General features: G+C 50.9%; 15 protein-coding genes. 11 read left to right on the top strand and 4 right to left on the bottom strand.

Features of this window, described 5'->3' with window-relative positions; genetic code table 11:
* Window positions 1-189: 189 nt before the first annotated feature.
* Both ACXAFI_RS00980 and ACXAFI_RS00985 read right to left on the bottom strand, forming a co-directional pair.
* Window positions 190-1,245 (bottom strand): glycosyltransferase, encoded by a 1,056-nt coding sequence (locus tag ACXAFI_RS00980; protein ID WP_475107307.1) that lies wholly within the window; start codon window positions 1,243-1,245, stop codon window positions 190-192.
* 37 nt (window positions 1,246-1,282) lie between these two features.
* Window positions 1,283-2,323, bottom strand: a complete 1,041-nt coding sequence (locus ACXAFI_RS00985; protein WP_475107308.1) for a glycosyltransferase family protein — start codon at window positions 2,321-2,323, stop codon at window positions 1,283-1,285.
* 116 nt (window positions 2,324-2,439) lie between these two features.
* On the opposite strand from ACXAFI_RS00985, the gene ACXAFI_RS00990 reads away from it, so the two are divergent.
* The 10 genes from ACXAFI_RS00990 to ACXAFI_RS01035 all read left to right on the top strand — a co-directional run bounded on the left by ACXAFI_RS00990 (window position 2,440) and on the right by ACXAFI_RS01035 (window position 10,302).
* The gene (locus ACXAFI_RS00990; protein ID WP_475107309.1) at window positions 2,440-3,138 is read left to right on the top strand and encodes an NUDIX domain-containing protein; all 699 of its coding nucleotides are present in this window, start codon (window positions 2,440-2,442) and stop codon (window positions 3,136-3,138) included.
* A gap of 86 nt (window positions 3,139-3,224) precedes the next feature.
* Window positions 3,225-3,746 (top strand): DUF1249 domain-containing protein, encoded by a 522-nt coding sequence (locus ACXAFI_RS00995; RefSeq protein WP_152455267.1) that lies wholly within the window; start codon window positions 3,225-3,227, stop codon window positions 3,744-3,746.
* A 41-nt stretch (window positions 3,747-3,787) separates the two neighbouring features.
* Window positions 3,788-4,612 (top strand): phosphodiesterase, encoded by an 825-nt coding sequence (locus tag ACXAFI_RS01000; RefSeq protein ID WP_475107310.1) that lies wholly within the window; start codon window positions 3,788-3,790, stop codon window positions 4,610-4,612.
* Window positions 4,613-5,061: 449 nt separating this feature from the next.
* Window positions 5,062-5,715 (top strand): hypothetical protein, encoded by a 654-nt coding sequence (locus ACXAFI_RS01005; protein WP_475107311.1) that lies wholly within the window; start codon window positions 5,062-5,064, stop codon window positions 5,713-5,715.
* Window positions 5,716-5,789: 74 nt separating this feature from the next.
* Window positions 5,790-6,413, top strand: coding sequence for a YqiA/YcfP family alpha/beta fold hydrolase (locus tag ACXAFI_RS01010; RefSeq protein ID WP_475107312.1), 624 nt, complete (start codon window positions 5,790-5,792; stop codon window positions 6,411-6,413).
* A gap of 12 nt (window positions 6,414-6,425) precedes the next feature.
* Window positions 6,426-8,312, top strand: coding sequence for a DNA topoisomerase IV subunit B (gene parE, locus ACXAFI_RS01015; protein ID WP_475107313.1), 1,887 nt, complete (start codon window positions 6,426-6,428; stop codon window positions 8,310-8,312).
* 204 nt (window positions 8,313-8,516) lie between these two features.
* Entirely contained in the window at window positions 8,517-8,639 is a 123-nt protein-coding gene (locus ACXAFI_RS01020; RefSeq protein WP_475107314.1) for a hypothetical protein, read from the top strand.
* 54 nt (window positions 8,640-8,693) lie between these two features.
* Window positions 8,694-8,909 (top strand): hypothetical protein, encoded by a 216-nt coding sequence (locus ACXAFI_RS01025; RefSeq protein WP_475107315.1) that lies wholly within the window; start codon window positions 8,694-8,696, stop codon window positions 8,907-8,909.
* A gap of 388 nt (window positions 8,910-9,297) precedes the next feature.
* Window positions 9,298-9,705 (top strand): FAD-binding oxidoreductase, encoded by a 408-nt coding sequence (locus tag ACXAFI_RS01030; protein ID WP_475107316.1) that lies wholly within the window; start codon window positions 9,298-9,300, stop codon window positions 9,703-9,705.
* A 123-nt stretch (window positions 9,706-9,828) separates the two neighbouring features.
* Window positions 9,829-10,302: a hypothetical protein gene (locus ACXAFI_RS01035; protein WP_475107317.1), complete on the top strand. Its 474-nt coding sequence runs from the start codon at window positions 9,829-9,831 to the stop codon at window positions 10,300-10,302.
* 54 nt (window positions 10,303-10,356) lie between these two features.
* Here ACXAFI_RS01035 and ACXAFI_RS01040 read toward each other — a convergent pair whose 3' ends face one another.
* Window positions 10,357-11,277 carry a LysR family transcriptional regulator gene (locus tag ACXAFI_RS01040; RefSeq protein WP_475107318.1) on the bottom strand — a complete coding sequence of 307 codons (921 nt, stop codon included), beginning with the start codon at window positions 11,275-11,277 and terminating at the stop codon, window positions 10,357-10,359.
* A gap of 121 nt (window positions 11,278-11,398) precedes the next feature.
* On the opposite strand from ACXAFI_RS01040, the gene ACXAFI_RS01045 reads away from it, so the two are divergent.
* Complete coding sequence (locus tag ACXAFI_RS01045) at window positions 11,399-12,121, top strand: SDR family oxidoreductase (RefSeq protein ID WP_475107319.1); 723 nt, start codon at window positions 11,399-11,401, stop codon at window positions 12,119-12,121.
* 36 nt (window positions 12,122-12,157) lie between these two features.
* Here the strand turns inward: ACXAFI_RS01045 and mmsB are convergent, their stop codons facing one another.
* A complete protein-coding gene (gene mmsB, locus ACXAFI_RS01050; protein ID WP_475107320.1) occupies window positions 12,158-13,057 on the bottom strand; it encodes a 3-hydroxyisobutyrate dehydrogenase in 900 nt (299 codons plus the stop codon).
* Between the last annotated feature and the right edge of the window lie 30 nt (window positions 13,058-13,087).

Raw genomic sequence — 13,087 nt, forward strand, 5'->3', positions numbered from 1 at the left:
GTTATTATCGGTTTTTTAAGCTTCCCTACCTTTCATCCCGCATCGCCGGCCATTGGCCGGCGAAAAATTCTTAAAGTATCAGAGAGCTACCAGTTATTGGTAGCAATATTACTAACCTTTTTTGTTTTCACGGCTGCAGAGGCAAGGCCGTGAAAATACTTTGAAGGCTTTCTGCAATTTTTATAAGAGCTAGGGGCGCCCGCGTCTCATTAGGTTGTCGTAAAGCTCAATGTAGGAGTCCACGATAAATTGCTTCGAATAGCCCTGCGCATACACTTCAGCGGCATTCTCAATCAGACTCTGGCGTAAATCCGGGTTATCCAGCACCGAGCGGACGGCCTTGGCCAGGGCATCGGCATCGTCGATGGGAGTAATAAGTCCGCTGTGACCATCACTGATCACTTCGCCGGGTCCCTGGGAATTGGTGGCGACAATCGGGCAGCGATGTGCCCAGGACTCCATGACGATGGAACCCAGTCCCTCGTGCCGTGATGGGCATACAAACAGATCCGCGGTGCGCATCAGGGTCGTGACGTCGTTGCGCCAGCCAAGGAAGCGCACGCGCTGATCCAGGCCGAGCTTGTGACACAGCGCTTTCAGGTTGGCCTCTTCTGGGCCGGTACCGGCGAGCCACAGGGTGGCGTCAGGTATCTGCGCCAGGGAGTGCAGCAGGACATCAAAACCCTTGTTGATGTGCAGGCGGCCCGCGGCGAGGATCAGGGGTTTGTCTTCGGGGGTATCGAAACTGTTGCGCGGTAGGGGTTCTACCGGAGTCTCATCGGCAAAATTGGGGATATGAAAAATACGCTCCCTGGGAATACCGCCATCGATCATATGCTGGCAAATACCCTTACTGATACCGATCCAATAATCCGCGTGGCGGTAGTATTTCAGGTTGTAATAGTGACCGAGCCGGCTGACCAATAGGTAGTTTTTTGAGTTGGGGGTGATAATGGTGGCGCGCCCCATCCAGGTCATCACGATGTCCGGCTGCCAGTTATTCAGTGCCTCGCGGTAGACTCTGCGACCGAGAAAATCCAGTTTGCCGCCAAACTTAAAACCTTCGGTTTCGACCCCATTGTTGCGCAGCGCCTGCACGCGGTGATCGTGGTTGCGAATAAAGGCTTTCTCATTAATCTCAGCGCGCGGATTCAATCCGCTCACCAGGCGCACGAAAAAATTTTCCGCACCGCCGTGCTCGGCACCGGCAAGGACCTGCGCCACTCGAATTGGCTTGTTACTCATAAATCCAACGTATTCTGTGTAATTCTTCCAGCGGCCGTTATTTCAGCGTGCCATCCAGGTTGATATCGTGCGCCCAGGCGTAGTCGTGACTAAAGGGTTGCAGGCTGGTGGCCTCAACAATGTACTGGGCGTAGAGTTTTGAGTTCATTTCGGTGTGGAAAAATTCCCGGGCTTTTGCTGCCCAGGCGCGGCGCTTGGCATCATCAGCATGGAACTCGCGGATTTTTTCCAACAGGTCCTGCTCATCGGAAAAGTAAACCACGCTCTCTGCAGGCAGTAGTTCGTCGAAGTGCAACTTGTCACTGGTGAACTGCAAAATACCATTGCCGGCGAGCTGGGCCATACGCGCTGAGGAATACCAGTAGTGGGTATCCTGGCGGTTAAAGTTCAGCCCCATTTTAGTTTGTGCCAGGGCGCGATCGTAGTCCCTCCCCCAAACTGGCGCTTCACCAAAGCTGCCGTAGGTTTTGAAGTTCAGCGAATCTCCAAGGGCATCCTTGAGATTTTTCACCATTTGCAGGCGCTTGGTGAAATTGTTGCTGTTGCTACAAAACAGCAGATCGATAGGCAGATCAGTGCGTTCGGCATTATTGAGGTTTTCGATGGAGGGCTCGACCGGGTTGGGCATGTGGTAAACCCGGGCATTAATCCCCTCAAAAATACTCAGTTCGCGGCGGCCGGTGGAGACAAAGACAGCATCGGCCACTTCGGCGCGGTGCTTGATACGTTCAACATTGCTGGGCACGAACAGCGGATCGTTATTGCAGTGTGCGATCAGACAGTTGGGCTGTTGTTGCTTGATCGCCCTCAGGGTGTCGTTACTGATCATGTCGCAGTGGCCGGCGATGATCAGGTCGGGCTCAAATGCTTCGACCGTTTCCAACAGGCGGCGATTGGCTTTGCTCACCCCCAAGTCGCGGATTCCAAAGGGCGCTTCAAAGGCTGCCACATCCCGGTCGCTGAACACCTGTGTATAGTGGTCGTTTTTGATCAGGCCAAAAGTCAGTTTCTGTGCCCAGCTAACCCGCGTCTTACCGTAACGGCGCAGTTGCTGGTAGGCGATATTGAGCACTCTCATGGTGGTGCGGTCTCTAAAAAAATCCAGGGAGATAATACGTATGGCCGCTTGCTATAGGGGCTGGTACGGTGGGCGCAGAGTATAACAGCTGCATCCCGGTCATATAGTGCCCAAGTATGCAGATCCCACTCGCGCAGAAGGTCAGCGAACTAATGTCAAAAATGAAGAGTCAAAAGGGTTTGCCCCCAGAGTTTTCCGCAGATTCTGTAGAAGTTGTTTCCAGGGAGACGGTCTATAAGGGATTTTTTTCCATGTTGCGGTTGCGGCTGCGCCATCGCCTTTTTCGCGGTGGCTGGAGTGAAATCTTCACTCGGGAGCTGTTTGTACGCGGTCCGGCAGTGGGGGTATTGCTCTACGATCCTGATCGGGATCTCGTTGCGCTTACCGAGCAGTTCCGTATTGGCGCGCTGGAGCGGCCGGCGGGCCCCTGGTGCCTGGAAGTGGTGGCCGGCATGGTGGAAGCCGGGGAAGACCTGGAGGATGTAGCCCGTCGCGAAGTTCTGGAAGAAGCGGGGCTTAAGGTTCAGGCGTTGCACTTTATCCACAGTTATATGCCCAGTGTGGGTGGCAGTTCCGAACGGCTGCACCTGTATTGTGCGCTGGTGGACTTGAGCAGTGCAGAGGGTTACTTTGGCTTGGAGCAGGAAAACGAAGATATCCGCCTGCGGGTGTTTTCCAGAGACTCGATACTCGCCACCATGGCGGGGGACTATGCTCCAGGTGAGAACCCTATCGATAATTCGGCCACCATTATTTGTATGCAGTGGCTGCAATTGAACCGGGCAAAACTAACAAACCACAGGCCAACTGCCTGACTGGTCATTTGCATTGCGCACTGTTACCTGCGTATAGAGCAAATTGAGAGCTGAGTCACGGCGGTCACTGAATTGGAGTGTTGATAATGGCTCTACTGGGCGAGGCTAAAACGCGACGGCGAAGGCAGTCGAAAATGTCGCCAAATGGCAACGGGCGGGCGGTGTATAGAGTCGATCTGTCGTCTTATCATGCCGATTGTGACGCCAACTACCTGCGCTTGACCAAATTGTTGCCAGAGCTTTCACAAAGAGCGCTCTGGCGCTACCAGCTGCCCGGTGGCACTCTGGTGTTGAGAGTAGTGGAGCGCTCCAGATACACCACGGAGGTGTCTCTGGCGGCGGAGGTAAATCTCAACGAGTGTCAGTGGCTGGAGCCTCCGGACCTGACTGTACGCCTCTACCACGATGCGTGCATGGCGGAGGTGATAAAAGCCAATGGTCGCGGGCCGGTGGGTGGTAAAGGAGTGGATACCGCCTATCCAAATCCCCGTATGCAGCGTGCAGATGAGAGACCCCAGGCCAATCGCTTTCTTGGCGAGTGGTTGGAGTACTGTCTTGCAAATGGTCGTGCAGAATTTGAACTGGTGTTGGATGGCCAGAGATTTTAATTCTGCTGCAGAACACATGGATGTGAACACAAGGTGAGCAAGTGATTCGCGAGCACAACAAGTCGGATTCACCCCCGGGGGTGACTTCGCAACGTCTTATCCAGATCACAGATCCACATATCGGCAGCAGGCCCGATTATCAATTGTTGGGTCTGGATACCGGCTACACCCTCGATGAAGTTTTGAACTCTCTTCGAAGTGGGCTACCCCGCGCCCGAGCCCTGGTTGCCACCGGCGATATCAGTGCCAACGGATCTGAGGCTTCCTACTGCCGATTCCTAGAAAAAACCCGCACACTTCCCATGCCCTGGTACTGGCTGCCCGGCAACCACGATGTCAGTGCCCGCATGAAAAAACTGGCTCCCAATCGCTGTACTGATTTGGTCGCCCTGGGAGATTGGCGTCTACTGCTGTTGGATACCAGCGTAACAGAGCAGATTTGCGGTGGCCTGGACAGCGCACAACTGGAGCGCCTGCAATTACTTCTGTGGGAAACCCGCGATCATCCGGTGATCATTATGATGCACCACCAGCCGGTACCTGTGGGTAGCAAGTGGATCGATGGCCATATGCTGCGCGAGGGCTGTGAAACCTTTTTGCAAATGGTCGATCAGGCTCCTCAGGTAAAAGCCCTGGTTTGGGGACATGTACATCAGCAGTTTGACAGCAACCGAGGCCATTTCGGTCTGCATGCGACGCCCTCCACCTCTGTACAGTTTACTCCCGGTAGCGGCCCCTTCGCCGTAGACGATGAGATGCCCGGTTACCGCTGGTTTGAATTGTTTAGCGATGGCACTTACGAAACTGGCGTGGAGCGGGTGGCTATTTCCAAGTATTGTGTCGATCTCGCCTCATCTGGATATTGATTTAAGTCAAACCGCTGCGCATTCGTAGCGGTACTTCCGTTCCACTACAGCTTCTTCATCTTCTCTCCTGCAAGTTGTTATTGGTTCTCGAGTAGAGAATTCACTGCTTCCGGTATAATGAAAAAATAACTTGGACCTATGCGTAATCGTTATCCCTAATTCATACTATCCAAGTGCATTCCATTCCTTTCTTTCGCCTTTTTAGTAAAGCGCAAGAAAGCATTTCTTTACCAAAGCCCCCTGGTTTTCCTACTGTCTCACCGTACAATGAGGGGCCGGTATTGAGCTGTGTTTTTTCAATATGGGCGAAGGGCGGTGAAAGATGCGGTCAATTAAGAATTTAATTCTGATTTCTATAATTGCCGAGGCTCGAAATTGAGTGGTAATAAATGTTGTGTTGGGAGCCTCTCACCGGATAAATATCCTGTCGGGAAAATGGGAAGTTAAAAATGCAAAAATTATTTTTTTTACCACTCCTCTCATTCCTTTTACTAGTCGCGGCTTGCAGCCAACAGTCCACTTTACAAGGGCGTAGCGATGGATTGGAAGTGCGGCCGAGCCAGCTTGATGAAGTCGCGGCGGCTTTCGCCCTGGATCTCAGTGGTGCTAAGGTTTATATCGCACCGGTTCAGATTGAATACACCAAGCGATTCTCCTCCCTGCCCAGGCGCCAATATCGGGAAAAAGATTATGAGCTGGACCAGAGGGATCTACAGCGACTAAACACTCTGTTGGCACAGAGCTTTAACGATAAGCTGCTAAAACCGCGCAATGCACAGCAGGTGTCGGATCAGGCGGAGGCCTATTACACGCTATCTCTGTCACTGCAAAATTTCTCCCTGGCGGCACCGCTCGATCCATCCCCCTGGACCTGGCGTGTCTATACAGAGCAGAGTGCCTACGCAGAAATGGTAGGTACCTTGTATGATCGTAACGGCAGCGCTGTAATGCATTTCCGCGATCGACGGGATATTGGCGAGAATTTTGGTTCCTCGTCCGGACCGGGTGGACGGCTGGAGCGATTCACCAGTGTCACCTTCTGGTCCGATATACGGGTGGATATACGCCGGGCTTTTGCCAGCCTGGACAGGTCCCTGTTGTAATCGGGGTTGGTGATCAGTGGGATCTGTGAGGAGGCTGACCCCATTGCTGCCATGGGGCGCTATAATCCCCGACTATGCAAACACAAAATCTCAACGGAAGGCCGCTGCTGATCTATCTGCACGGTTTTCTTTCATCGCCTCAGTCCTTTAAATGCCAACTGATGCGGGAGCGGCTTGCTGCCGACCACCCGCAGATCATTTTCTGTGCGCCGCAAATCTCCCCCTATCCGGGGAGTGCTCAGCAATCGTTGCTGCGCCTACTGGATGGCTTCCTGGACTCAGGCAACAGTGGGCCTATCGGCCTGGTCGGTAGCTCGATGGGGGGCTTCTGGTGTACCTACCTCGGTGAGCGCTATCGTTTGCCGGCAGTGCTGATTAACCCCGCAGTCCGCCCATCTCGTTTTATGCCGTCCTACGTCGGTCAAGTGTTACAGCCTTATAGCGGTGAGCAACAGGAGTATCGCCTTAACGGGGCGGACGTTGATACCATGGCGCAATTGGAAGCAGAGATACCCAGCCCGCTGCTCAGCCGCTATTGGCTCTTGGCACAGCGAGGCGATGAAACCCTCGACTACCGCGATGCGGAGTCTTTCTTTCAAGGGCAGCGTCAAACTGTCGAAGAGGGTGGTGATCACAGCTTTCAGGGCTTCGCGCGTTACTGCGATCCCATTGTCGAATTTCTATTTAACCAGCAGTAATTTATAAAAATTATGGCCAATTATTCCGCCGAAGATATTGAGGTACTCACGGGGCTGGACCCGGTGCGAAAGCGCCCGGGCATGTACACAGATACCACCCGCCCCAACCACCTAGCACAGGAAGTGATCGACAACAGTGTCGACGAAGCGCTCGCCGGGCACGCAAAAAAAATTGAAGTAGTACTGCATAAGGACCATTCGCTCTCGGTAAGTGATAACGGTCGCGGTATGCCGGTGGATATACACCCGGAACAGGGCCGCCCCGGTGTCGAAGTGATACTGTCCACCCTGCACGCCGGCGGTAAGTTTTCCAATAAAAACTACCAGTTTTCCGGTGGTTTACACGGTGTTGGCGTTTCTGTGGTGAACGCGCTTTCCAAAGTGCTGGAAGTGACTATCCAACGGGATGGCAAGGTGCACCGCATCGGCTTCCAAAATGGAGAAAAGGCCTCTGACCTAGAGGTGATCGGCGATTGTGCCAAGCGCACCACGGGCACCAGCGTGCGCTTCCTGCCCGATCCCAAGTATTTCGACTCCGCTAAATTCTCCGTGGTGCGCCTGCGCCACCTACTGCGTGCCAAAGCGGTATTGTGCCCCGGCCTGACAGTTACCTTTATCAATGAGCAGGATGGAGAGTCCGACGAGTGGTACTACGAAGACGGTCTCAAAGACTATCTCGCCGCTGCCAATCAAGGCTGGGAAGTATTGCCGGCCGAACCCTTTGTGGGCAGCTTTGCCGCCTCTACTGAAGCGGCGGATTGGGCAGTGCAATGGTTGCCGGAGGGCGGTGAGGTCACCGCCGAGTCCTACGTTAACCTGATCCCTACCGCCCAGGGTGGTACTCACGTGAATGGTCTGCGCGCTGGCCTGCTCGACGCCATGCGTGAGTACTGTGAGATTCGTAATTTATTGCCCCGCGGTATCAAGCTGGGTCCTGAGGATATCTGGGGGCAGTGCTCTTACGTGCTCTCGGCCAAGCTGGCCGACCCGCAGTTCTCCGGGCAGACCAAAGAGCGCCTCTCCTCCCGTGAAGCCACCGCATTTATTTCCGGCGTGGCCAAGGATGCTTTCAGCCTGTGGCTGAACCAGCATACAGAAGAGGGCGATAAGCTTGCAGAATTGTGTATTGGGAATGCACAAAAGCGAATGCGTTCATCCAAAAAAGTCGCGCGTAAAAAAGTTACCCAGGGGCCCGCATTGCCGGGTAAGCTGGCAGATTGCTCCAGCGCCGATACCTCCCGCTCCGAGCTTTTCCTGGTAGAGGGGGACTCCGCCGGCGGTTCTGCCAAACAAGCGCGGGATCGCGAGTTTCAGGCTATCATGCCGCTGCGCGGTAAAATTCTGAATACCTGGGAAGTGGATTCCGCTGAGATCCTCGCCAGCCAGGAAGTGCACGATATTGCCGTGGCACTGGGTGTTGATCCCGGTAGCGACAACCTGGAAGGACTGCGCTACAACAAGATATGTATCCTCGCCGATGCCGACTCCGATGGCCTGCATATTGCCACTCTTCTCTGTGCTCTTTTCCTGCGTCACTTCCGCCCACTGGTGACCAATGGCCACGTCTACGTAGCCATGCCGCCACTGTTTCGTATAGACATCGGTAAAGATGTTTACTATGCGCTGGATGAATCAGAGAAGCAGGGCATCCTCGACCGCATAAGCGCAGAAAAGAAAAAAGGCAAAATTCAGGTGACCCGCTTTAAAGGTCTAGGTGAAATGAATCCCTTGCAGCTGCGTGAAACCACCATGGACCCCAACACTCGCCGCCTGGTACAGCTTTATATCGATGCCGGTGATGACAGTAACCAGCTGTTAGATATGCTCTTGGCCAAGAAGCGCGCCGGGGACCGCAAGCAGTGGTTGGAGAGTAAGGGTAATTTGGCGGAAGTGGGTTAATCTTTAGGTCCGCAAAATATCAATATATGTTGTTCTTACACTTTTAAAAATAGCATGTACTTTGCGCATGGATGCCGAAGTACATGTGCTCCTTCTCAATAATCCCTCCCCCTTTCAAGAAATTTAAATAGTGATACTGGTATCGTCTAGTAACGTTACTAGTAGGGGGGGGGTTCTTTTCATGTATCTTTAAAAGAATATTTAATGTTTGACCTTATTGTTGATGCCGGAGGTCAAATTAAACATTTTGCTGTATATGTAAATCAGGATAAATTCAGTTGGGATGAATTTACGGACCTATTAATTCCGGTTATAGATGACAATTAAACATCTACTCTATCCTTTGTTTATAACAGACTTGTTCTTTTGAAGGGTGTGACAATGCTAAGCCTGTTAGTCACCAGAGTGATTTTTGTCATTAAAGAGCACCGCAGATTATTGGAGAAGCCAGGCTCACCCACCGGATGGCTGGTCGCTCAATGGGCCAAGATCATGGTGTTGCCACAATTTATCCTGGCGCCTTTCACTTTGCTCTTTGGTCGCTGGGAGGGGCCAATGATTTTCTTGGCGCGCTTTTTGGCAATGCACGTCGTTTAATATCTGGACAGAGTGATTCCCTATACCCGAGCCCTAGGGATTTGCCATCTGGTAACGTTCGGCCCACTCTTTATTTGGTTCAGTTTGAATTTTTCTGAGATATATCAAGGCTGGGGAGTCTTTGGGTTTTTATTTGTGATTGAATATATCATTATTGGCCTATGTCTTTACTTTGACCTGAGAGACTTGATCCTCTATCTGTGTGGTCGCCCTTACCCCTGTTATGTGCGAGATTACAATCGAACTGGCTATCTTCATATTAAGGATAAAAGGGTAGAGCAGCCGGTAACATTGTTTTCAATATTCTTTTGGTAGTTTGTCTTGCCTCTAGCAGATTGTTTATCTGAATATGAGTGTGTTGAGAAAAGAATAGATCTAAAGAGTCTCTATGAAGTATTTTCCGTTGTTGTTTTTATTCTATGTTCTGCCTCTGTTCGCTGTAGAGATAGAGGATTTTCACTCTGATGGCTGTAGCGTCTTTCCTGATGGCACACTCGATCAAAGTGATTTATGGTTGGATTGCTGTTATGCCCATGATTTCGCTTACTGGAAGGGTGGAAGCTATGCACAGCGCGAAGAGGCTGATCGCAATTTAGAAATTTGTGTTGCCAAAACTGGGGAGAGAGAAGTAGCGTTGCTTATGCTAGTTGGTGTCAGAGTAGGTGGGACACCATTCTTGCCGACCCCTTTCCGCTGGGGCTATGGTTGGCCTTATTTACGAGGGTATAAAGCCCTGACAGAAGAAGAGCTGAAAGCTATTGAGCGGGTACAGGAGTCTTTACCAGGAGCGCTCTAGGTAATCTAAAAATATTTTCACTTAATAAATATGATCAATTCTATGGCGTTTCCACTGGAGGACGTTGGGAATGGCTGGTGACGAGGTCAATAATAATCAGATTTCTTAGAAGGGATTCATAGGATGTCCTATTTTCGCTGTGTTTTATGGTTCTGTATTACCCTTAACCTGCTGATCTTTACTTATTTGGCTTTTCATTTGGGTTGGAATATTGGGCTTCTTGAGGTTTTACTGGGGATTGTCCTAGCCAATTTCCCATTGCCCTTTATGGTTCGATGGTGTGAGCGTATGGCTAGTGATTTGCGTGGGTACTGGATCAACGTTATCCCTTATATAAGCCCCTTGTTGGTAGGGCTGGGTGGAACAGCGGTATATATTCATGCGGTTCTTCAGGGAGAGCAGGTATTTTGGTTGTATTTAACTGTGCCTATGGCACAGGCAACAGCTTTCTGGGTGCTCCTGGCATTGGTTTTTTGTATTTACCCGTTCATCAATACAGATAAGGAAGAAAATACGGAAATGAAGCTAAACGATAGCGAGGAAAGCTCTATAGAAGGAACGGTCAAACAGCAGGAAAAATCGGGTGAAATTGCATAGAGTTTAAAATATCGTTGTTAAGATCACTGCAGAATTTTTGCCGATAGCTGCTTGTTATCCGTTTTCATCTAATCCCTTTTCCAATAACCGCTCATATTCCTTGGAAAAATGATCTTTCAGCCATTGCATTAAACTGCGTACACGGGCTAGCTGATGGCGCAGCGGAGGGCAAACCATAGAAAGCTGGGTGGACTCTGACCATCCAGGTAATATCTCCTGTAATTTACCCTGTTGGATATCCGCCTGAACATAGATGTCTGCTAGGCGGGTTACCCCAAGTCCCGCCAGTGCTGCAAGGCGCATCGCGCGGCCGCTGACCAGCTTGATACCCTGTTCAACGTCAACTTTATGGCTTGCCTTACCGCGGGTTAGTACCCATTGGTCAACACTGCCGTAAATTAGGGGCACCTGTGAGAGATCCATGGGTTTTAGAATTGGGCCACGCGTTTTGATAAAATCCGGGCTCGCAACATAGCGGGTTTTGATACTCTGCAGTTTGCGTACTACGAGGGTGGAATCTGGCAGCTCCCCCATACGGATTACTAAATCGTAACGATCCTCAATGAGATCGACACGTACACTGGAAAAATCCAGTTGTATTTGTATTTCGGGATAAGTTTTCTGAAACTTGATGACCAGGGGGGCGATAATCTCCTCGCCGATAATCCCACCCACCGCGTTGATATGGATTTTGCCCTTAATCTTCTCCCTGGAGTGTGTTGCCCAATCGGCAGCGCTATCCAGTTGCTGCATCGCCTGTTTGCAGCGCTGGTAATAGCCTTCACCGACTTCGGTTAGCCGCAGCTTGCGAGTGGTGCGTAGCAATAGTTGAACATCCAGGGCGGATTCCAATTCCGAGACTTGCTGGCTGAGCGTGGCTTTGGAGTATCCCGTGTGATCCGCCGCAGCGGTAAAGCTGCCATGCTCGGCCACGGCAATAAAGGCGCGAATGGCTCGCCAGGAGATATTGTTCATAAAATCAAAACAATGATTTCAGATTAAGTGGGTTAGTCATTCTAATACTAAATTCTATACTGCCGATACAGCAGGGTTAATCCAGTACCCAGGGTTATTAATTGCAGAAGAGAAAAGCAGTATGTCTAAGCCATTGATTGTAATAACAGGCGCCAGTTCTGGCATCGGGGCGGCAATTGCTCAGCATATGTCGGATGCGGGACATCCATTATTATTGTTGGCACGTCGTCTGGAAAAGTTAGAGGCGTTGAATTTACCGAACACCCTCTGTCGACAGGTCGATGTAACTGACACTGCGGTTTTATCCACAGCTATTCAGGAGGCAGAGGCGCTGTATGGGCCTGTGGATTGTTTGGTGAATAATGCCGGTAAAATGTTACTGGGGAACATTGAGTCCCAGAACGCCGAAGAGTGGCGGGATATGTTCGATGTGAATGTGCTCGCCTTGATGAACTGTATGCAGGCTGTCCTGGCGGATATGAAATCCCGTGGTCGCGGTACGATTCTCAATATCAGCTCCATTGCTGGGGTGAAGACTTTTATTAATCATGCAGCCTATTGTGGGACAAAGTACGCAGTATCGGCGATTAGCGAAACTGTGCGTGAAGAAGTTGCCGCAAGTGGGGTACGTATCATGACCCTTTGCCCCGGAGCGGTGGAAACTGAGCTGCTAAGCCATACCACCTCAGATGAAATTATTAAGGCATATGAGGAGTGGAAAGCTTCCATCGGTGGAGCCATCAATGCTGAGGATATCGCACGCACGGCGATGTTTATGTACAGCCAACCTCAGCATGTGAATATCCGTGAAGTTCAGATAGCCGCTACCGGTCAGGACAGATAGATAGGTTAAATGGGATGAGAGCCTAAATAACCAATCTTACTTATAGGACTCTTTCTTGAAAATTGTTTGGATGCTGGAGAAGTCCAGCTCTTCATTTCCCTTCAAGCTGTGTAAGCCAAATAAATTTCTGGCCAGTGAGCCGAGCGGGGTATAGCTTCTGCTATGGTCGGCAGCTTGCTGAGCCAGTCCCAGGTCCTTACACATTAATGCCACTTTAAAGCCACCGCGATAATGATTGCTTGCGGGGGTGCTCTCCATAACTCCAGGGTAAGGATTGTAAGTCTGTAGCGACCAGTTAGCGCCGGAGCTTTTTGACATAATTTCGCTCAGTACTTTAGGGTCGAGGCCGTTATCCACACCCAGTTGGAGTGCCTCGGCTGTGCCAATCATATGAATAGCCAGTAACATATTGTTGCAGATCTTTGCTGTTTGTCCGGTACCTGCTGGGCCTGCAAAAAAAACGTTGGTTCCCATATGTTGCAGAACTGTCTTAGCCCTTTCCACATCCTCATGCTCACCGCCACACATAAAGCTGAGAGTGGCGGCAGCCGCTCCTTTGACTCCGCCAGAGACTGGTGCTTCTATGGCATGCAGCCCTTTAGTTTGGGCGGCGTTAATTAGTCGCTTCGAGCTCCTTGCGGAAACGGTGGAACAATCGATTATTAGTGTCTGCTTTTCGATAACTTCCAGTAGATGATCTTTATCAATATATAGTGACTCCACTACCGCATCACTGGGTAGCATGCTAATAACAAAATCTGCTCCTTTTACCGCTTCTTTCGCCGATGCGCATTTCTCCACCCCCTGCTCTACAGCCGCCTGGAGTAAGGTCTCCACTGGATCAAAACCTCTCACAGTGAATCCAGCTTTGATTAAATTACAGGCCATGGGGGCACCCATATGCCCCAGACCGAGAAAGGCTACGATGTTATCCATGGAATTATCCAAAAAATAAAAACTGAGTTG

The sequence above is a fragment of the Microbulbifer sp. ABH2_005 genome (assembly GCF_056160005.1).